The sequence below is a fragment of the Shewanella mangrovisoli genome (assembly GCF_019457635.1).
GTDB classification, from domain to species: Bacteria; Pseudomonadota; Gammaproteobacteria; order Enterobacterales; family Shewanellaceae; genus Shewanella; species Shewanella mangrovisoli.
The window spans coordinates 256655-277593 of sequence record NZ_CP080412.1; the positions used below are offsets into that span (position 1 = coordinate 256655).

The 20939-nt window shown below is 48.1% G+C and carries 14 protein-coding genes, 6 tRNA genes and 3 rRNA genes; 17 read left to right on the forward strand and 6 right to left on the reverse strand.

All coding sequences use genetic code 11. From position 1 onward, the window contains the following. Position 1: 1 nt before the first annotated feature. The 4 genes from K0H60_RS01110 to K0H60_RS01125 all read left to right on the forward strand — a co-directional run bounded on the left by K0H60_RS01110 (position 2) and on the right by K0H60_RS01125 (position 4522). Positions 2-445: a GNAT family N-acetyltransferase gene (locus K0H60_RS01110; protein WP_220057017.1), complete on the forward strand. Its 444-nt coding sequence runs from the start codon at positions 2-4 to the stop codon at positions 443-445. Between the two features lie 229 nt (positions 446-674). After that, positions 675-1286, forward strand: a complete 612-nt coding sequence (locus K0H60_RS01115; RefSeq protein WP_220057018.1) for a TetR/AcrR family transcriptional regulator — start codon at positions 675-677, stop codon at positions 1284-1286. After that, positions 1277-3142, forward strand: a complete 1866-nt coding sequence (locus K0H60_RS01120; RefSeq protein WP_220057019.1) for an MFS transporter — start codon at positions 1277-1279, stop codon at positions 3140-3142. The genes K0H60_RS01115 and K0H60_RS01120 overlap by 10 nt, the downstream gene beginning before the upstream one ends. A 66-nt stretch (positions 3143-3208) precedes the next feature. Next, on the forward strand, positions 3209-4522 hold the full coding sequence (locus tag K0H60_RS01125; RefSeq protein WP_220057020.1) for a hypothetical protein: 1314 nt from the start codon (positions 3209-3211) through the stop codon (positions 4520-4522). 57 nt (positions 4523-4579) lie between these two features. Here K0H60_RS01125 and mnmH read toward each other — a convergent pair whose 3' ends face one another. From mnmH to K0H60_RS01140, 3 genes are all read right to left on the reverse strand, one after another. After that, on the reverse strand, positions 4580-5677 hold the full coding sequence (gene mnmH / locus K0H60_RS01130; protein ID WP_220057021.1) for a tRNA 2-selenouridine(34) synthase MnmH: 1098 nt from the start codon (positions 5675-5677) through the stop codon (positions 4580-4582). Beyond that, positions 5677-6735, reverse strand: a complete 1059-nt coding sequence (selD, locus tag K0H60_RS01135) for a selenide, water dikinase SelD (protein WP_220057022.1) — start codon at positions 6733-6735, stop codon at positions 5677-5679. Before selD ends, mnmH begins: the two co-directional genes overlap by 1 nt. 96 nt (positions 6736-6831) lie before the next feature. Next, entirely contained in the window at positions 6832-7938 is a 1107-nt protein-coding gene (locus K0H60_RS01140; RefSeq protein WP_220057023.1) for an acyl-CoA desaturase, read from the reverse strand. A gap of 143 nt (positions 7939-8081) precedes the next feature. On the opposite strand from K0H60_RS01140, the gene fabR reads away from it, so the two are divergent. Then, positions 8082-8696 carry an HTH-type transcriptional repressor FabR gene (gene fabR / locus K0H60_RS01145; protein ID WP_011070594.1) on the forward strand — a complete coding sequence of 205 codons (615 nt, stop codon included), beginning with the start codon at positions 8082-8084 and terminating at the stop codon, positions 8694-8696. 69 nt (positions 8697-8765) lie between these two features. Here fabR and trmA read toward each other — a convergent pair whose 3' ends face one another. Next, positions 8766-9863, reverse strand: coding sequence for a tRNA (uridine(54)-C5)-methyltransferase TrmA (gene trmA / locus K0H60_RS01150; protein WP_220057024.1), 1098 nt, complete (start codon positions 9861-9863; stop codon positions 8766-8768). Between the two features lie 141 nt (positions 9864-10004). On the opposite strand from trmA, the gene murI reads away from it, so the two are divergent. Further along, positions 10005-10823, forward strand: coding sequence for a glutamate racemase (gene murI / locus K0H60_RS01155; protein ID WP_220057025.1), 819 nt, complete (start codon positions 10005-10007; stop codon positions 10821-10823). Between the two features lie 11 nt (positions 10824-10834). Here the strand turns inward: murI and K0H60_RS01160 are convergent, their stop codons facing one another. After that, positions 10835-11299, reverse strand: coding sequence for an RNA-binding protein (locus K0H60_RS01160; protein WP_011715450.1), 465 nt, complete (start codon positions 11297-11299; stop codon positions 10835-10837). Positions 11300-11933: 634 nt separating this feature from the next. Here K0H60_RS01160 and K0H60_RS01165 point away from each other — a divergent pair. The 7 genes from K0H60_RS01165 to birA all read left to right on the forward strand — a co-directional run bounded on the left by K0H60_RS01165 (position 11934) and on the right by birA (position 19328). Then, positions 11934-13474, forward strand: a 16S ribosomal RNA gene (locus tag K0H60_RS01165). 70 nt (positions 13475-13544) lie between these two features. Continuing rightward, positions 13545-13621, forward strand: a tRNA-Ile gene (locus K0H60_RS01170). A 45-nt stretch (positions 13622-13666) separates the two neighbouring features. Next, positions 13667-13742 (forward strand) — tRNA-Ala (locus K0H60_RS01175). 273 nt (positions 13743-14015) lie between these two features. Next, a 23S ribosomal RNA gene (locus K0H60_RS01180) occupies positions 14016-16905 on the forward strand. 130 nt (positions 16906-17035) lie between these two features. After that, a 5S ribosomal RNA gene (rrf, locus tag K0H60_RS01185) occupies positions 17036-17151 on the forward strand. The 16S, 23S and 5S rRNA genes sit together here with 2 tRNA genes alongside, the layout of an rRNA operon. Before the next feature lie 199 nt (positions 17152-17350). After that, the gene (gene murB / locus K0H60_RS01190) at positions 17351-18376 is read left to right on the forward strand and encodes a UDP-N-acetylmuramate dehydrogenase (protein WP_220057026.1); all 1026 of its coding nucleotides are present in this window, start codon (positions 17351-17353) and stop codon (positions 18374-18376) included. After that, positions 18369-19328: a bifunctional biotin--[acetyl-CoA-carboxylase] ligase/biotin operon repressor BirA gene (birA, locus tag K0H60_RS01195; RefSeq protein WP_011715452.1), complete on the forward strand. Its 960-nt coding sequence runs from the start codon at positions 18369-18371 to the stop codon at positions 19326-19328. The genes murB and birA overlap by 8 nt, the downstream gene beginning before the upstream one ends. A 1-nt stretch (position 19329) precedes the next feature. Here birA and coaA read toward each other — a convergent pair whose 3' ends face one another. Further along, positions 19330-20280: a type I pantothenate kinase gene (gene coaA / locus K0H60_RS01200; protein ID WP_220057027.1), complete on the reverse strand. Its 951-nt coding sequence runs from the start codon at positions 20278-20280 to the stop codon at positions 19330-19332. A gap of 234 nt (positions 20281-20514) precedes the next feature. On the opposite strand from coaA, the gene K0H60_RS01205 reads away from it, so the two are divergent. The 4 genes from K0H60_RS01205 (at position 20515) to K0H60_RS01220 (ending at position 20876) form a co-directional block, all read left to right on the forward strand. Next, positions 20515-20590 (forward strand) — tRNA-Thr (locus K0H60_RS01205). A gap of 7 nt (positions 20591-20597) precedes the next feature. After that, a tRNA-Tyr gene (locus K0H60_RS01210) sits at positions 20598-20682 on the forward strand. Positions 20683-20717: 35 nt separating this feature from the next. Further along, positions 20718-20791: transfer RNA gene (locus tag K0H60_RS01215), tRNA-Gly, on the forward strand. 9 nt (positions 20792-20800) lie between these two features. Beyond that, positions 20801-20876, forward strand: a tRNA-Thr gene (locus tag K0H60_RS01220). Positions 20877-20939 lie beyond the last annotated feature (63 nt).

Below are 20939 nucleotides of genomic sequence, written 5' to 3' on the forward strand. Positions count from 1 at the left end.
CATGCAGTCTATCCGTCCAGTATTAAAGTCAGAGTTAGCCGACGTTTTTCAACTCGAGCAGGCTATCTTTGGCGACCATTGTTATCCCGATTTTTTCTTCCGCCAAGGGTTTGATTGTTGGCCCGAGCAGTTTCTGGTTGCCGTAGATGATGGCGGAGAGATTTTAGGCTATTTGCTCTGCGCTCAAAGTGGCGACCCTGCCTGTATGTGGATCCTCTCCGTGGCGGTGAGTGAGCAAGCCCGCGGGCGAGGCATTGGTAAACAATTAATCCAACAATGTTTAACCCAACTACCGTCTCAGGTTAAGCGGGTGGATTTAACCGTCGATCCCCATAATCCTGCCCATGGTTTATATCAGCGTTTAGGATTTGTCGATACCGCCTTCGAAACGGACTATTTTGGCGCCGGGGCCGATAGAGTCGTTATGAGTTATCACTGCTGCTAGGTAAAAGTTCAACCTGGAAATGGCGCCCTCGATTGAGGGCGCCATTTTTTATGCGTTGAAAGTTAAATTCCTTCCAAGGTTCCCATCGAGCGATTACCTGAGAATTAGCCCATCTTCCCTCATTTTTATGCCTTTTATTTCATACTGTACGCAAAATAAACTTATTTTGAACGTTGTTTTTTATTTTTGAGGCTGTTAATCTCACTGCATTCAACAGGGAGTGAGACCTATGGCGAGACGCAAAGAACATAGTCATGATGAGATTCGTGCTATGGCAATAGAAGCGGCAATGGCATTGCTGCAACAGCAAGGGACACAAGAACTGAGTTTACGTAAGATTGCTAGCCAGATTGGCTATGTGCCGAGTACCTTAATCAATATCTTTGGTAGCTATAACTACCTGCTGTTAGCCGTTTCTGAGGCAACGTTGCAGGCGCTGATGCATGAGCTCTCCGAGGTAAGTGCAGAGAATAGTCGCAATCAAATCATCAGCATGGCGCAAAAATACGCTGAGTTTGCCCATGCACAGCGCCAATGTTTTAAGTTGGTATTTGAACTGCAGCTACTCGACTCCGAGCCTTTGCCCGAATCCCAAGGCCAGCTTATCGCAGGTTTATTCAGGTTAATTGAGCGTGAGTTAGCCCTGTTGTTCCCCCATAAGACTGCTGAGCAGCAACTTCAAATGAGCCGAGTACTCTGGGGCGGCATCCACGGCCTCACGGCATTATCACTGGATAATAAATTGTTTGCCGATACGGCATCTTTACCCGCTTTGCTAGAGAGTCATGTGACAGGGTATTTACAGGGAATGGGTTATCAGAGGGAAGCATCATGCTGCTAACAAAACGTTTTTTACCGTACTTTGCTACCCAATGCCTTGGGGCTCTTAACGACAATATTTATAAAAATGTGTTGTTACTGCTGGTTACCTTCAGCCAAGTCAACGACTTACCTATTAGTGTCGACATGTTTGTCAATTTGGCTGCAGGGGTCTTTATCCTGCCGTTTTTCCTATTTTCGGCCCATGCAGGCGTGGTGGCCGACTATATCGATAAAGCCAAACTTATCCGTCGCTTAAAATTGCTCGAAGTCATCATTATGTTCAGCGCCGCCGCGGCCATCGTGAGCGAAAATTACATGATGATGTTATTACTGCTGTTTTTAACCGGTAGTCAGTCGGCCTATTTTGGCCCGGTCAAGTATTCCCTCTTACCTCAAGCCTTAAAAGAAGATGAGTTAGTCACGGGCAATGCCTGGGTTGAGATGGGGACGTTTTTGTCTATCTTGATTGGTACCTTGAGTGCCGGGATTTTGGTGTCTGAAAACAATGCCACCCTATGGTCGGCCATCACAGTCGCGGCCCTTGCCTTGGCGGGGTATTTATCTAGCCGCGCGATCCCTGCTTTACCGCCGCAGGGCACAGTTCAGAAAATTCAATTTCGCCCATTATCAGGTACTTGGCGCACCATTAAGAAGGCGCGTCAAACGCCTTCGATTTGGATGGCCATCCTCGCCATTAGCTGGTTCTGGTTTTTGGGGGCGACATATCTGACCCAATTCCCTAACTTTGCCAAGCTGCACCTGCACTCTGGCGCAACTGTGGTGTCGCTGCTACTGGGGATGTTTTCTATCGGGATTGCTGTGGGCTCCTTTGTCTGTGAGCGTTTTTCCTTTGGCCATGTGGAGCTAGGTTTGCTGCCCTTTGGGGTGCTCGGGTTAACTGTGTTTGGTGTGGACTTGCTCTGGGCGATTCCGCCCGCACCTGCAGATGCGCAGTTTGTGTATGGCTTACACTCCTTTATTGCCGAGCAGAAGCATTATCGAGTGATGCTGGACTTCTTTATGATTGGGGTCAGCGGTGGTTTGTTTATCGTGCCTCTGTATGCCTTTATTCAGGCGCGCTCCGCTAAGGGAGAATGTGCGCAAGCGATTGCTGCGAATAACATTATGAACTCGCTCTTTATGGTGGCGTCGGCGTTGTTGTCTATGCTGCTACTCGGGGTGGCTGGCTGGAGTATTCCACAGTTGTTCCTGCTGCTTGCGGTGATGAACTTTGTGGTTGCGCTTTACGTGTATTCGCAAGTGCCTGAGTTTACTCAACGATTTATCAGTTACTTACTCAGTCATGTGATGTATCGCGTGACTGTGACTGGGCGAGAAAAGATCCCCAAAGAAGGTGCAGGTATCATAGTCTGTAACCATGTGAGCTATGTGGATGCGTTGATCATTATGGGGGCGTCGACCCGGCCGATTCGTTTCGTGATGGATAAATCTATCAGTGAAATCCCTGTGCTGAAATACCTGTTCCGCCATGCTGGGGTGATCCCGATTTGTTCGCCGCGCCAGAGTGAGGCGACTTACAATCAAGCCTTTGAATCAATTCATGAGGCGTTAGCGAATGGCGAGTTGGTATGTATCTTCCCCGAAGGTCGTTTAACCCCCGATGGTGAACTCGGCGAGTTTCGTCCCGGTATCGATAAAATCTTGGCCCGCGATCCTGTGCCCGTAATCCCTATGGCGCTCAATGGCCTGTGGGGTTCTTACTTTAGTCATAAGGACGGCCATGCATTGACTACTATACCGAAACGCTTCTGGTCCAAGGTATCAGTGGATATTGAGAGCCCTATTCTGGGAGCGTCCACTAGTCGCGCAAATCTACGGCAGCAAGTTGTAAACCTACTTGCTTTACGAAATTGAGATATGGTGTAATCCTTCAGTTAAAAAGTTACATATAAATAACAATTTAAGTGTTGGAGTTTGGTCATGAAAAAGGGATGCTATATAGGCGCTTTGGTACTTGTGCTAAGTGGGTGTGGAGGGGCTGGTGATTCAAACTCTGATGACTCCGATGGAGGAAATCCTATATCACCTCGACTCACAATGGATGTCGAGAGCACAGCGTCAATGTGTAATATAAGAGAAAAGAAAGCAGGTGTTGATGTGATTGTTCATCGACGTGACGGCAGTATTTTGAACTCTTATAAGAGTGATGCGCAGGGACATGTCGATGTCCCTTGGTCTAGTGAAGCATCACATTTAACGGTCGCGGCACAAGAGTTTGTGAATGGTAGCTCTTCTTGGCGGATCCAGACAGATTTAAATGCTAAAGCCAGTGATTATGGTATATATCGATTTACCGATGAAAATTTAAATAATGGTTGTGACTGTAGTGATGTCAATTTAGATACAAGCGAGATAGCTACTGTTTATAGTAACTACTATCTTTATGGTAATAATGCTTATATCAATCCAGCGCTCACCAATAATCCATTGCATGTGTGTAAGCGTGACAATAAATTCGCGCCGGTGAACTTTATATTAATTCCTAAGCAGGGTGGTATTGCTGCTTATGCAGCTAGTATAGATCCCAATGAGCTTGATTTATCGCAAGTTATTTCACTTTCAAGCAGTATGTTTGAAGGGGCGAGTCATGAGGGTACTTTGCTCAATGTAGATGTGAATAGCAGTAACTATTTTTTACGTAGTTATTCTGAAACAGAATACGGTCGACAAAATTGGATTTCATGGCCTACAAGAGAAGTTCAGCTATTCCCCGAGCTTTTTAATCGCAATCTCGTGTCTGCATCACAACAAATCGATCTCGGTGGAAATGATATTGGAACTATGAGTTATGTCGGATTAACTCGGAGAGCCGTTGCAGATGTTTCAAATAACTTAAGCTTAAATTTACCATTAAATGAAAATCTAATGCTAAGTGAAGTTACACGCTTAATGAGTACAATTGGTAATGCAGGAAGTACAAATTATGACTTCAGTTTCAACGCTAATCGTATGCAAGGGGTGCAGGTAACCTTATCGCAAAGCAATGATTACTGGTCTATTTCAGGCCCGCTGAAGGGTTCTATTCCTGATTTAGATTTGCCTGCGCACCTACAAGCGGCCTTTGATGATTCGTCGATGACATCGATGAGTTTCTATGTATGGGGTTATAGTGGTATGGCTGATTTATATGATTTACGCTCTGAGCTGAGTAAGTCTAGCCGCAGCACTAATTCTATACGTTCGACTAAATTTGACAATTACGACTACGAAGATATCACTATTTCAACGTATTAGTTTTGCAGGAAAAGCACCGCTGTACGCCATTGTGCGGCGGTGTATTTTCTATTTTTATTAATAGTTATCCAGCCACTCATGCATGGCTTGGTGGCTTCCCCTAAACAGAATATTGCCGGCTTTTTTCTGCAACTGGTATTCGTACATGGGGTCGTAATACTTGTGCAGTAGCAGGCTTATCCAGGCCAAATGTTGTGAGGTGTGGTTTTGATTCAGCTGCTGCGACAGCGCTTGTTGCATCATGTCTTGCAACTCTTGATATTGCTTACCACCAAGACGTTTGCGAATACTGCTAAGACTCTGTAATAGGTAGTGGCTAAAGGCTTCGAAACCTGCCTCTAAGCCGAGACGCTCGCTAAATCCTCGATGCATTTTGTGAACGTATTCATCGAGTAAGCGAGTTAGCCTGATGTCATCGTCTTCTTCGAGTACCACAATATCGGCCGTCTGCATGGCGCTATAAAAGCTTTGCGGCAGCGCCGAGCGGCCAATCAAAAAGCTTTCATCCTCGAGCAACAAACAGGCGTGGTTGCCTAATTGATGCCGAAGCAGGGCGATGGCGAGCTGATTTTCAAAGTTAATTTGTGTCGGTTGTGGGTCGATGTTTTTACCAAAGCTCGAGCCTCTGTGATTGGCAATGCCTTCGAGATCGATTGCTTCTTTACGGTGTCTTAAAAAATCGGTTTTACCGCTTCCCGTCATGCCACTCAGGCTTAGCAAAGGTTGCTGACTTGGCGCCGTCTCAATGACACCAATTAAATATTGGCGCATGCCTTTGTAGCCGCCCTGTACATAAGGCACGGTAACGCCTGCCTCTTGCAGCCATTGCTGAGTTAACTGTGAGCGTAGCCCGCCGCGAAAGCAGTAAAGATAAGCTTGGGGGTTTGCTGATAAAAAGTTTAACCAAGCATCAATACGCTGCTGTTTTACCACGCCATGCACGAGGGAATGGCCCAAAGCTATCGCGGCTTGCTGTCCTTGCGCTTTGTAGCAAGTGCCGACCTTTTCCCTTTCCTTATCAACCATTAACGGCAGATTTACCGAGGAAGGAAAAGCGCCGCGGTCAAACTCGATTGGCGCCCTTAAGTCGATTAATGGCTGCCCAGCGATAAAGATATCGTGATATTGCTGGGCGGGGATGAGCTTAGTTGTCATTAACACAGCACCACATTGGCGGTGGAGGTGGGTGTTTCTAGCGAGCCAATACAGATAGGCTCAATTTGATGGGCATTAAGTAGCGCCACCAGTTCCGCTTCGGCCTCACTCGACACCGCCACTAACAAGCCGCCACTGGTTTGTGGGTCACACAAAATGGCTTTTTGATGATCGGTAAGTGTGGGTAAGTGTTCACCATAACTGTCGTAGTTACGATGGGTACCACCGGGAATACAGCCTTGCGCTAGATAGTCGAGGGCGCGGGGTAAGAGTGGCACGGCATCCAGATTAAGTTTAGCGGTGAGTTTAGCGCCTTGGCATACTTCCAGTAGATGGCCTGCAAGCCCAAAACCAGTAACATCGGTGAGGGCGTTCACGCCTTTAATCTTAGCGATTTTGGCGCCTATGCTATTGAGTTGACACATCGCATTCACCGCAATTTGGCTATCTTCGTCTTTGAGCTTCTTCTGCTTTTGTGCTGTGGTGAGAATGCCAATACCGATAGGTTTAGTGAGATACAAGCGATCGCCCGCTTTTGCGGTATCGTTTTGTTTTAAATCCGTCAGGGCGATTTGCCCGGTGACCGCAAGGCCAAAGATTGGTTCAGGCGCATCGATACTGTGACCTCCGGCCAGCATTATCCCGGCCTCCATACAGGCTTGACGGCCACCATCGACCACTTGTTGCGCGATCTCGGCGGGAAGTTTGTTCACTGGCCAGCCTAAAATCGCAATCGCCATCATGGGCGTGCCACCCATGGCATAGATATCGCTAATGGCATTGGTGGCGGCGATACGGCCAAAGGTAAAGGGGTCATCTACGATAGGCATAAAAAAGTCGGTGGTGCTGATAATGCCGATTTCATCATTGAGCTTGTAAACGGCTGCATCATCACGGCTTTGATTGCCGACCAACAGGTTAGGATCGGTAAATACAGGCAGCTGCGAGGCAAGAATCGTGGTCAGTACTTTAGGGGAAATTTTACAGCCGCAGCCGGCACCATGACTATATTCTGTGAGTTTAATGCTATCGGCGGAAGATACAGCGGAATTCGACATGAGCCCTACATCCTGTAAAAAGTGATTGAGGCATCATCATAATAGGATACGGCCACCATGCAAGGCGGCCGTATGATTTTTACCGAGAATTGTGGTCTAGCTATAACTTGCTGTGAGGCTCTTCCAGCTTTTTTGCTGAGTGAGGAATCGAGTCTTTAATTCTTCGACTTGCAGTAACAACTGTTGATCGACCAGTTGTTTACGCTTGGCGTCTAACAGTGCCTTTTTTGCCTGATAGTATTCGAGTAAATGCTCCTTCATTAACTCGTATTCCTGTTGGATTTTCTCAATCACTTCATCGGCATTGGGCAGATGGACCACTTTATTTTTGGCATGCAGCAGTTGCATCTGCAGGCGTGCGCTCTCAATCCGTTCCTGTGGACTGGTGCGTAGGTCTTTGGCTAAGCCAACCCAAGATAAACCCTTAATCAACCACTTAGTCGGATCGTAATGCCACCACTTAATGCCGTTACGGTAATCGTTCTCGAAGATATGGTGGAAATTATGGTAACCCTCACCGTAGGTCAACATCGCCAGAAAACCGTTGTCACGGGCGGTGTTTTTATCGGTATAGGGTTGGCTACCCCACACGTGGGCGAGGGAATTGATAAAGAAGGTGCAGTGATGCACAACGACTAAACGCAGTAATCCTGCCATCAGCAACATGCCAGCGATATTGCCAGTGAGCCAGCCGAGTAACGCAGGCAAACCAATATTCATCAGAATGACGAGGGCGAGATAGTGCTTGTGTTGCCACATCACGATACGGTCGTTCTGCAAATCACGCACGTTTTGGTAGTCATGGTAACGCTGGGCTTGGTATTCACGCAGCATCCAACCGATATGGCTGTACCAGAAACCCATATTGGCCGAGTAGGGGTCTTTATCATTGTCATCGACATGCTTATGGTGCACACGATGATCGGATGCCCAATGTAATGCACTGTTTTGTAATGCTAATGCACCGCCAAGCGCGTAGAGGAAACGTACCGCAGAGTGAGCCTTATAGGCCTTGTGTGACCAGAGTCTATGGTAACCCGCTGTGATCGACAGGCCACTGGCAAAGGCTAACACCACAAAAGCAATCCATTCGCTGGCGCCATAACCGTGGGCTAGGCCATACCAAGGAACGAGGATAACTGCACTGAGGAAGGTGAGGCTAAAGAGGATGACATTTAGCCAGATGATAGGGGGTTTATTCATTATAGTTTCCAATATCCGCATTTGAGCGTACAACTGTAAGCTAATTTATCCTAGCAATCTTGTTTGGTCAAGGTGGATGGGGCTGTGTTTCAGACGCAAAAGCGGTATTATCGCGTCATTACATTCAGTTAGCGGATTGAAGAATGGGTATTCGTGCACAGCAAAAAGAGAAAACTCGGCGGGCATTGGTCGATGCGGCGTTTAACCAGCTCAGTGCTGAGCGAAGTTTCTCTAGCTTAAGCTTGCGTGAGGTGGCGAGGGAAGCCAACATTGCGCCCACATCCTTTTATCGTCATTTTAAGGATATGAATGAGCTTGGGTTGACCATGGTCGATGAAGGCGGGCTCACCCTAAGACAGATGATGCGAAAGGGGCGGCAACGTGCCGAAGCCGGGGGCAGTGTGATCCGCATTTCTGTGGATACCTTTATGGAAGTGCTTGATTCTAACCCAAACGTTTTCAGAATCTTACTGCATGAGCGCTCAGGGACTTCGGCGGCATTCCGCGCAGCAGTAGCCCGTGAGATTGAACATTTTATCTCTGAACTGGCCCATTACACCGAAGCGACCGCGGGCCGCACGCCTATGCTGGCCAGAGCACAGGCAGAAGCGCTCGTGACCTTAGTGTTTAACGCCGGAGCGTCGGCACTGGATATGAAGCGCGCCGATCGTAAAGTGCTCGCCGATCAACTGGTGATGCAATTACGTATGGTGGCAAAGGGCGCCGAAGCCTTACAACATAAGGTCGAGCATCGTTAAGAAAGAGTGTGATTTAGTCCAAAAATAAAGGAGCCAATGGCTCCTTTATTTTTAGGTACATAGAGTCGCCTAACGACGCTCTAGCAGTACACCTGTTTCCATATGGTCGGTATAAGGGAACTGATCGAACAGGGCAAAACGGGTGACTTTATGGGTCTGATTTAATTGCTGCAAATTGTCTTTCAGGGTGTCGGGATTACAAGAGATATACAGGATCCGCTCATAACCTTGCACTAACTCCAATGTGGCAGGGTCAATACCTGCTCGTGGTGGGTCGACAAAAATGGTGTTGCAGACATAGCTATCCAGATCTATGCCTTCTAAGCGTCTAAAGCTGCGCTTTTTCGCCATCGCATCGCTAAATTCTTCCGCCGACATACGGATAATCTGCAGATTATCGATATTGTTGACTTCGATATTGTGCTGGGCTGCATCCACCGAAGGTTTAGCTAACTCGGTCGCGAGCACGCGATTAAAGTTTTGTGCTAATGCGATGGAGAAGTTGCCATTACCACAGTAAAGCTCCAGTAAATCGCCTTGGCTGTGTTGAGTCACGTCGATAGCCCATTCCAGCATCTTGATTGCCACCTTGGCATTTGGCTGGGTAAAGCTGTTTTCGATTTGTTTGTAATGGAAAACTTTGTCATTCACTTGCAGTGACTCAACCACAAAGTCTTTATCTAAATCGATTTTCTGTTTGCGCGCACGGCCAATGATATTGACCTTAAATTGGTTGCTCAATCTGGCTTTCAGTGCGGCGGCTTCGCTGCGCCATTGGTCATCAAGCTGTCTGTGATACAGCAGTGACACTAAAATCTCACCGCTGAGCGTTGATAAAAAATCAACTTGGAAGAGTTTATGACGTAGGCTGTGGTTCGGTTTTAACTCGGCGATCAGCGCCGCCATCATCTGATTGATTAAGGCGCTCGCGGGTAAGTATTGATCGCAACGAACTTTGTCGTTCAATACTTTATCGAACATGTAATAGTATAAATCGTCGCCTTCGTGCCATACGCGAAACTCGGCGCGCATCCGATAGTGGGCAGGTTCTGAGGCAAACACTTCAACACTCGGTGTCTCAAATTGGGCAAAGGCCTGCTCTAGCTTGATACGCTTTGCAGTTAGTTGCGCATCATAGGTCGTGGGATCCATTGCTGCTAAGTTCATTGTCGATTCACCGTGGCTGTAAATTGGGGCGCAAATTTTATACTAGGTGACACGAATGTCCAGCATCTTGGTTTTGCGGTTTGAGTTAAGCTGTGGGAGAATCCGCTCGCGAATGGGACAACGAATTAACTGGAGACGGGCTTGTCGCAACCAATATTAGTATTCGATTCTGGCATCGGCGGGCTATCCGTATTGGCCGAAATTCGCAAATTGCTCCCACATCACTATTACTGCTATTTGTTCGATAATGCCAGATTGCCCTATGGAGAGTTGGAAGAGCAGGAACTTGTCTCGGGTTGTGTTGCGCTCATCGACCAAGTCGTCGAGCGTACCCATGCCGCCATTGTCGTCGTTGCCTGCAATACCGCCAGTACTGTGGTGCTGCCCGCGCTGCGTGCAACCTTATCTATTCCTGTTGTGGGTGTGGTCCCCGCCATTAAACCCGCGGCGCAGTTATCTAAGAGTAAGCGTATTGGTTTGCTCGCCACCCCAGGTACGGTCAAGCGCCACTATACCTACGAGTTAATCAGCCAATTTGCCGATGATTGTCACGTTGAGCTGTTCGGATCTTCTGAATTAGTGCTTATGGCCGAGCAGAAGATTGCCACTGGTCAATTGGACATGGCGCGGTTAACACAGGTTCTATCACCCATCGTAGAAGCGGACTTAGATGTACTGGTGCTTGGATGCACTCACTTCCCTATGCTGCGTGATGAATTGCAACAGGTATTAGGCCAAGGTGTCACCTTGCTCGATTCCGGTGAGGCAATCGCCAAGCGAGTCAAAACCTTGTTGGCTGAGACTAACAGTGAGCAGCAAGTTCAAGAAGATGCGCACTGCGATGCACATATGCAGGCGTTTTATACTAAAGCGGAAATCAGTGAGGGATTAGCGACTACGTTAGTCGATTGTGGCTTTTCAACTTTAGAGCGAATCACCACAATCAACTCAAACGGATAAATTAACGCGGATTACTCATCGGTACCTGTACGGTCGGCAGCTTCCGAATCTTGAGTCTTCGCTTCTCTAACCTTTAAGGTTCTTTCTTGGAAGTTGAAATCGTTCAACTTGACCATCGCCTTTTGAGCTCCCGCCTCGGACATTTCCACAAAGCCAAACCCTTTACGACGACCCGTTTTACGATCACGTACTAAACGTACTGAGTTGACGGGGCCGAACTCACCAAACAGAACCTTCACTTCACCCTCATGGACACGATAAGGCAAGTTGCCTACATAGAGTGTCATGGTCGGGCCAACATATTGCTCATCTGCACCTTGAGCTTGGTTTGTCTCTGGGACAAATTTAAAAACGAGAGTAGTAATGATAACGCCAGCAACAAAAGCGATGTACGCAGGTAATGTAGTTGCAAATTGAGATAGCGCGATTGCGCCGAGAATGGCAATAACCAAAACAATAAGAAATGACTTTTGCATATAAATGCTCTCTGAATGAAATAGAAAATGATAAATAACTGTTAACAGCAAGTCATATGGTAATGAATTATTTACTTTTACACTAGACTGCTGCCGAAAAATTGAGCGTGAATTATCATTTCTCAGATAAAAATTCGCTTTAAAATCGAATAACAAAGCAGAAAGAGATAAAAAATAGACATGATGTTTAAAATATCGACGTACGATTTAAAGAAGCGAAAAAAGCCCTTGCACAAAAAGTTCTGCTGCCTATAATGCGCATCCACTGACACGGCAGACAGCGATACGCAGTTTCAAGTGCCAGTTCATCGAGTGATTCACTCCTCGATGAGCGAAAAGAAAGTTGCAAAAACTACTTGACGCAAAAACGGGAATGCGTAGAATACGCAGCCCTGACCCGCTGAAATCAATTACGATAAGGCGATGGTCAACGCTCTTTAACAATTTATCAAGCAAATCTGTGTGGACACTCACAGGTGTTGAGTTAATCGAAATTACTCTGTCGTTTGGCGAGTAATCAAAATTTACATCAATGAATGAGTGTTCATAGCAATATGTACAGTTTGTTTTGGCTTTTGAGTTGAAACGACAAATCAGAATTCATTGAGCCGAACCTTCGGGTTCACAAAACTTTTAATTGAAGAGTTTGATCATGGCTCAGATTGAACGCTGGCGGCAGGCCTAACACATGCAAGTCGAGCGGCAGCACAAGGGAGTTTACTCCTGAGGTGGCGAGCGGCGGACGGGTGAGTAATGCCTAGGGATCTGCCCAGTCGTGGGGGATAACAGTTGGAAACGACTGCTAATACCGCATACGCCCTACGGGGGAAAGGAGGGGACCTTCGGGCCTTCCGCGATTGGATGAACCTAGGTGGGATTAGCTAGTTGGTGAGGTAATGGCTCACCAAGGCGACGATCCCTAGCTGTTCTGAGAGGATGATCAGCCACACTGGGACTGAGACACGGCCCAGACTCCTACGGGAGGCAGCAGTGGGGAATATTGCACAATGGGGGAAACCCTGATGCAGCCATGCCGCGTGTGTGAAGAAGGCCTTCGGGTTGTAAAGCACTTTCAGTAGGGAGGAAAGGTTAGTAGTTAATACCTGCTAGCTGTGACGTTACCTACAGAAGAAGGACCGGCTAACTCCGTGCCAGCAGCCGCGGTAATACGGAGGGTCCAAGCGTTAATCGGAATTACTGGGCGTAAAGCGTGCGCAGGCGGTTTGTTAAGCGAGATGTGAAAGCCCCGGGCTCAACCTGGGAATTGCATTTCGAACTGGCAAACTAGAGTCTTGTAGAGGGGGGTAGAATTCCAGGTGTAGCGGTGAAATGCGTAGAGATCTGGAGGAATACCGGTGGCGAAGGCGGCCCCCTGGACAAAGACTGACGCTCAGGCACGAAAGCGTGGGGAGCAAACAGGATTAGATACCCTGGTAGTCCACGCCGTAAACGATGTCTACTCGGAGTTTGGTGTCTTGAACACTGGGCTCTCAAGCTAACGCATTAAGTAGACCGCCTGGGGAGTACGGCCGCAAGGTTAAAACTCAAATGAATTGACGGGGGCCCGCACAAGCGGTGGAGCATGTGGTTTAATTCGATGCAACGCGAAGAACCTTACCTACTCTTGACATCCAGAGAATTCGCTAGAGATAGCTTAGTGCCTTCGGGAACTCTGAGACAGGTGCTGCATGGCTGTCGTCAGCTCGTGTTGTGAAATGTTGGGTTAAGTCCCGCAACGAGCGCAACCCCTATCCTTATTTGCCAGCGCGTAATGGCGGGAACTCTAGGGAGACTGCCGGTGATAAACCGGAGGAAGGTGGGGACGACGTCAAGTCATCATGGCCCTTACGAGTAGGGCTACACGTGCTACAATGGCGAGTACAGAGGGTTGCAAAGCCGCGAGGTGGAGCTAATCTCACAAAGCTCGTCGTAGTCCGGATTGGAGTCTGCAACTCGACTCCATGAAGTCGGAATCGCTAGTAATCGTGGATCAGAATGCCACGGTGAATACGTTCCCGGGCCTTGTACACACCGCCCGTCACACCATGGGAGTGGGCTGCAAAAGAAGTGGGTAGCTTAACCTTCGGGAGGGCGCTCACCACTTTGTGGTTCATGACTGGGGTGAAGTCGTAACAAGGTAGCCCTAGGGGAACCTGGGGCTGGATCACCTCCTTACCTATACGACTAACTCGATGTTTGTTGAGTGTTCACACAGATTTGCTTGATAGAAGATAGAGTAAACGATGGGTCTGTAGCTCAGCTGGTTAGAGCGCACCCCTGATAAGGGTGAGGTCGGTGGTTCAAGTCCACTCTGACCCACCAATCCTTTGAGGGTTGGGACATCTGATACTCGCACTGCATGTAAATGGGGCTATAGCTCAGCTGGGAGAGCGCCTGCCTTGCACGCAGGAGGTCTGCGGTTCGATCCCGCATAGCTCCACCACTTACTGCAATCTGGTTAGAGATGCCAAAGATAAACTGAAAAATTATCTTTGGCTTTTTTAAGCCCGCTCTTTAACAATTTGGAAAGCTGATAGTAATTAATACAATGATGTCTGTCGTTGTGTTAATACGAAAAAATTGAGTTCTTAAAACACTTTTTAAGTGTCTTGAATATTCAAGTCTAAGGCGAGTCCATCTTCTTGGTCGAAGATGAGACAAGTAAAACCAGCTGGTCGCAACGGCTCAAGTGATGTGAAACTCATTTGGGTTGTATGGTTAAGCGACTAAGCGTATACGGTGGATGCCTTGGCAGTCAGAGGCGATGAAGGACGTAGTAACTTGCGAAAAGCGTTGGCGAGCTAGTAACAAGCATTTGAGCTAACGATGTCCGAATGGGGGAACCCGGCCGCATAAGCGGTCATCGTAACGTGAATACATAGCGTTGCGAGGCAAACGAGGGGAACTGAAACATCTAAGTACCCTTAGGAAAAGAAATCAACCGAGATTCCCCTAGTAGCGGCGAGCGAACGGGGATTAGCCCTTAAGTCAGAGGGGTGTTAGTGGAATGGTCTGGAAAGTCCAGCGGCACAGGGTGATAGCCCCGTACACGAAAACTAACCTTTGATGAAAACGAGTAAGGCGGGACACGTGATATCCTGTTTGAATATGGGGGGACCATCCTCCAAGGCTAAATACTCCTGACTGACCGATAGTGAACCAGTACCGTGAGGGAAAGGCGAAAAGAACCCCTGTGAGGGGAGTGAAATAGAACCTGAAACCGTATACGTACAAGCAGTGGGAGCGGTTCTTGAGACCGTGACTGCGTACCTTTTGTATAATGGGTCAGCGACTTACGTTTTGTAGCGAGGTTAAGCGAATAGCGGAGCCGTAGGGAAACCGAGTGTTAACTGCGCGTTTAGTTGCAAGGCGTAGACCCGAAACCCGGTGATCTAGCCATGGGCAGGTTGAAGGTTGAGTAACATCAACTGGAGGACCGAACCGACTAATGTTGAAAAATTAGCGGATGACTTGTGGCTGGGGGTGAAAGGCCAATCAAACCGGGAGATATCTGGTTCTCCTCGAAAGCTATTTAGGTAGCGCCTCGGACGAACACCTTTGGGGGTAGAGCACTGTTAAGGCTAGGGGGTCATCCCGACTTACCAACCCTTTGCAAACTCCGAATACCAAAGAGTGCTATCCGGGAGACAGACGGCGGGTGCTAACGTCCGTCGTCAAAAGGGAAACAACCCAGACCGTCAGCTAAGGTCCCAAAGTGTATGTTAAGTGGGAAACGATGTGGGAAGGCTTAGACAGCTAGGATGTTGGCTTAGAAGCAGCCATCATTTAAAGAAAGCGTAATAGCTCACTAGTCGAGTCGGCCTGCGCGGAAGATGTAACGGGGCTAAACATACCACCGAAGCTACGGGTGCAATTCATTAGAGTTGCGCGGTAGAGGAGCGTTCTGTAAGCCGTTGAAGGTGAAGGGGTAACCCACACTGGAGGTATCAGAAGTGCGAATGCTGACATGAGTAACGATAAAGGGGTGAAAAACCCCCTCGCCGAAAGACCAAGGGTTCCTGTCCAACGTTAATCGGGGCAGGGTGAGTCGACCCCTAAGGCGAGGCCGAAAGGCGTAGTCGATGGGAAACAGATTAATATTTCTGTACTTCCGCTAACTGCGATGGAGAGACGGAGAAGGCTAGGCTAGCGCGGCGTTGGTAGTCCGCGTTTAAGGTGGTAGGTGGGTGACTTAGGCAAATCCGGGTCACTATACACTGAGAGCTGATGACGAGGTCCTAAGGGACTGAAGTAGTTGATGCCATGCTTCCAGGAAAATCTTCTAAGCTTCAGGTTAGCGGGAATCGTACCCCAAACCGACACAGGTGGTCGGGTAGAGAATACCAAGGCGCTTGAGAGAACTCGGCTGAAGGAACTAGGCAAAATGGTACCGTAACTTCGGGAGAAGGTACGCTGCTGTTGGTGACGGGACTTGCTCCCTAAGCTGACGGCAGTCGCAGATACCAGGTGGCTGCAACTGTTTATCAAAAACACAGCACTGTGCAAAATCGCAAGATGACGTATACGGTGTGACGCCTGCCCGGTGCCGGAAGGTTAATTGATTGGGTTATCGCAAGAGAAGCTCATGATCGAAGCCCCGGTAAACGGCGGCCGTAACTATAACGGTCCTAAGGTAGCGAAATTCCTTGTCGGGTAAGTTCCGACCTGCACGAATGGCGTAATGATGGCCACGCTGTCTCCAGCCGAGACTCAGTGAAGTTGAAATTGCGGTGAAGATGCCGTATACCCGCGGCTAGACGGAAAGACCCCGTGAACCTTTACTATAGCTTGGCACTGAACATTGACCCTACATGTGTAGGATAGGTGGGAGACTTTGAAGCGGGAACGCTAGTTCTCGTGGAGTCGTCCTTGAAATACCACCCTTGTAGTGTTGATGTTCTAACTTGGGCCCCTAATCGGGGTTAAGGACAGTGCCTGGTGGGTAGTTTGACTGGGGCGGTCTCCTCCCAAAGAGTAACGGAGGAGCACGAAGGTTGGCTAAGTACGGTCGGACATCGTACGGTTAGTGCAATGGCATAAGCCAGCTTAACTGCGAGACAGACACGTCGAGCAGGTACGAAAGTAGGTCATAGTGATCCGGTGGTTCTGAATGGAAGGGCCATCGCTCAACGGATAAAAGGTACTCCGGGGATAACAGGCTGATACCGCCCAAGAGTTCATATCGACGGCGGTGTTTGGCACCTCGATGTCGGCTCATCACATCCTGGGGCTGAAGTCGGTCCCAAGGGTATGGCTGTTCGCCATTTAAAGTGGTACGCGAGCTGGGTTCAGAACGTCGTGAGACAGTTCGGTCCCTATCTGCCGTGGGCGTTGGATGATTGAGGGAGTTGCTCCTAGTACGAGAGGACCGAGTGAACGAACCGCTGGTGTTCGGGTTGTCATGCCAATGGCATTGCCCGGTAGCTATGTTCGGAATCGATAACCGCTGAAAGCATCTAAGCGGGAAGCGAGCCCCAAGATGAGTCATCCCTTGGACTTTAAGTCCACTAAAGAGCCGTTCGAGACTAGGACGTTGATAGGTCAGGTGTGTAAGCGTTGTGAGGCGTTGAGCTAACTGATACTAATGACTCGAGAGGCTTAACCATACAACCCAGATGGGTTTTGCTAAGAGTACTTAGCTTGAATACAAACACTTAAGAAGTGTAACTCAAACCAGCTTTCCGAATTTAATTTACTGCCTGCGTGAGATAAGACGGGTAGTGAATAACAAATTTGCTTGGTGACAATAGCATTGTGGTCCCACCTGATCCCATCCCGAACTCAGAAGTGAAACGCAATCGCGCCGATGGTAGTGTGGGGTCTCCCCATGTGAGAGTAGGTCATCGCCAAGCGCCTAATTAAACAATGAAGCCAGCTGCATAAGCTGGCTTTTTTGCATTTGGCGTTTTTTTTACAACTTCCTCCGTGTTTTTAACTCTTGTTCGAGATCTTGCTGCATTAATCTGTCTGCTTTGACTGATCGACCTCAGTTTGCTGCAATTCTAGGGTGAAGCGTTTACAATGTCGCTTTTGTCGCGGCAGAACATCACCATGTCTTTTCCATATTCGCTAAAGCCGTTTAATACTTTTGGCGTGGAGCAATCCTGCTTATCCTTGATTGAAGTCCATTCTAAGGCAGAGCTACAGTCGACCTGCTTATCCTTATATCAGTCTAAGCGACCTATGCTTGTTCTCGGTGGCGGCAGCAATATCGTATTCACCGATGATTTTAATGGCACCGTAGTGCGTGTTCTCTCTAAAGGAGTTTCCTGCTCTGAAGATGATACTCACTTTTACCTTGCTGTTGAGGCGGGTGAGAACTGGCATGAATTAGTTCAATTCAGCTTAAATCAGAACATGCCAGGACTTGAGAATTTAGCGCTGATCCCTGGCACCGTTGGTGCGGCTCCGATCCAAAATATCGGCGCCTATGGCGTTGAGCTGTGCGATATTTGTGATTGGGTCGAATATCTGGATCTCGACTCTGGTAACTTGCAAAGGCTTACAGCCGATGAGTGTGAGTTTGCCTATCGGGAGTCGATATTTAAGGGTAGCTTACGCGACAAAGCTGTGATTACCGCCGTTGGTTTGCGCCTTCCTAAAGCTTGGCAACCGAAATTGGCCTATGGTCCGTTGCAATCATTTACCGCTGAGACAGTGACCCCAAGGGAGATTTTTGAGCGGGTCTGTGAAGTGAGGAGCGAAAAGCTACCTAATCCAGAAGTGCTAGGGAATGCAGGCAGTTTCTTTAAGAATCCTATCGTAAGCGCAGCGACTTATATGCAGCTTGCTGCGCGTTTCCCGAGTATCGTCGGTTATGCGCAACCCAATGGAGAGGTTAAACTGGCTGCGGGTTGGCTAATCGAGCATGCGGGTCTTAAGGGTTTTGCTCTTGGTAATGCGGGAGTGCATGCGAAGCAAGCTCTTGTATTAGTGAATTTAGGCCATGCGACCGGCCAAGATATTTGTCGATTAGCATTGCATGTGATTACGAGAGTGAATGAGGTTTTTGGTGTTAAGCTCGAAGCGGAGCCAAGAATTATGGGATTAACAGGGGAGACGAGTCTCGATGTCTGATAACTGGGTGAGAAAACGCGAAATACTGGGATTGCTGTCGAGCGAACATTTTGTCTCGGGTGAAGAATTGGCGACACAACTGGGTGTTTCTCGTGCGGCGGTGAGTAAGCATGTGGATGCTTTGGAAGATTACGGCGTGGCAATTTACAGTGTCAAAGGCCGTGGTTACAAGTTAGCGAACCCCATCTCCCTCATCGACTCAGCGCGGTTAATTCAGTCGATTGATAATCGCTGCTTTTATTTTGATGAGATCCCTAGTACTAACGGATTTATGTTAAGTCATACGGGTGAGCTTAAGAGTGGCGACCTGTGTGTCGCGGAGTACCAGTCGGCAGGGCGAGGTCGTCGCGGCCGTACTTGGGTTTCTCCCTATGGGCATCATTTATATTTCTCGCAGTTTTGGTCATTCCCACAGGGGATGGCGCAGGCGATGGGCTTAAGCCTAGTGGTGGCTTGTAGTTTGGTCGAGGTATTGAAATCCTTTGGGGTAGATAATATCGGCGTGAAATGGCCAAACGACATTTACCTGAATTATAAAAAGCTTGCTGGGATTTTAATTGAAATGTCAGGTCAGGCGGACAGCGAGTGCCAATTGATCATTGGTATTGGCGTTAATATGGCCATGTCAGAAGACCAAGGAAAAGGCATAGACCAGCCTTGGAGCGATTTATCCGCGTTAGCGACTATGCCGAATAAAACGGACCTCGTGATTGCGCTGCAAAAGCAGCTGAAGAAAGACATTCAACTCTTTGAGCGAGAAGGACTGGCGGCATTCAAACTGCGTTGGCAAGCGGCTGATCTATTCTATGGCAAAGAGATCCGTTTGCTCATGGGTGAAAATCATGTTGAGGGTATTTGCCGCGGTGTCGACGAACAGGGCGCAGTGCTACTTGAAACCGCCGATGGCACACAGGCATACATCGGCGGTGAAATCAGTTTAAGACCAAGATAGATTATTTGCGTAACAATACGTGGGACATCAAGTGATCCTGGCCTTTTTGCAGGATCAGATGTGCTCGCTCTCTTGTTGGTTGAATATTGAGTTGTAGATTGGGGCCGTTGATCGTGTCCCAAATCTTCGCTGCAATGGCATTCGCCTCATCATCCGTTAGGCTGGCATAGTGATGAAAATACGACTTTTCATCACTGAAGGCACCTTTGCGGAACTGCAAAAAGCGCTCTTGATACCACTGCTTTAATAAGTGCTCTTCAGCATCGACGTAAATGGAGAAGTCGACAAAGTCGGAGACGAAGGGGCGACGTATATCAACCGGTGAATCTAAACCGGTTTGCAGTACATTGAGCCCTTCTAAGATCAAAATATCGGGCTGAGAAACCGTTTGATGTTGGCCGCGAATACGATCGTAAGTCACGTGGGAATAGATAGGCGCATTCACATGGACTTGCCCCGATTTTACCGCTGAAATAAATTCGACCAACATCTTCATGTCGTAGCTTTCGGGAAAGCCTTTACGCTGCAACAGGCCTTTGCGTTTTAAGTCAGCCAAAGGATACAGAAAACCATCGGTAGTGACTAAATCGACCTTAGGATGCTCAGGCCAGTGGCGCAGCAAGGCTTGCAAAATACGCGCAGTGGTACTTTTGCCCACAGCAACGCTGCCAGCGATACTAATGATATAAGGGCTACTTGAGGGTTTTTGGCCGAGAAACTCATCTAAGACTAAGCCACGTTGTTGCTTCGATTTTACGATGAGATTGAGTAACCGGCTGAGTGGCAAGTAAATGTCGGTCACTTCTGAGAGGGAGACCTTCTCATTAATACCGCGCAAATTTTCCAAGTCTTGTTCACTCAGTGTCATCGGCACTGCGTCCCGTAAAACAGACCATTGCGCGCGCTCAAAGGCAAGATAGAGTGCTTTTTGAATTGGATTTTTTGACGTCATTGGCTTTCCTCGGCTTAGGGATCGCACAGTACACCATGACTTAAGTATCGACAATATAAAATCTATTCTCGATGCCCCGTTTATTGGTCAGGCTTGAGTATTCGCAGAATAATTGCACTACAGCCTTGGTTTAAGTGTAAAAAAGCATCATTTGATTGCTTTTTTTAAACAAATCGTCGATTTTTGCTTGCACTTGGGCACACATTTACCTAATATCCCGTTCCGAAATGATTTGCCGGCATAGCTCAGTTGGTAGAGCAACTGACTTGTAATCAGTAGGTCCCGAGTTCGACTCTTGGTGCCGGCACCATTTTACTGGAGGGGTTCCCGAGTGGCCAAAGGGATCAGACTGTAAATCTGACGGCTCCGCCTTCGAAGGTTCGAATCCTTCTCCCTCCACCATTTTCTAGGTAGTTAGGTAGCCTTAGTTAGGTTGCGCGGGCATCGTATAATGGTATTACTCCAGCCTTCCAAGCTGATAACGCGGGTTCGATTCCCGCTGCCCGCTCCAAATTTAGTTGCTGATATGGCTCAGTTGGTAGAGCACACCCTTGGTAAGGGTGAGGTCGGCAGTTCGAATCTGCCTATCAGCACCAGCCTTTCTAAATTAAGCTCCTATACCTAAATAATCGGTTCGATGTCATTTATATGCATCGGAT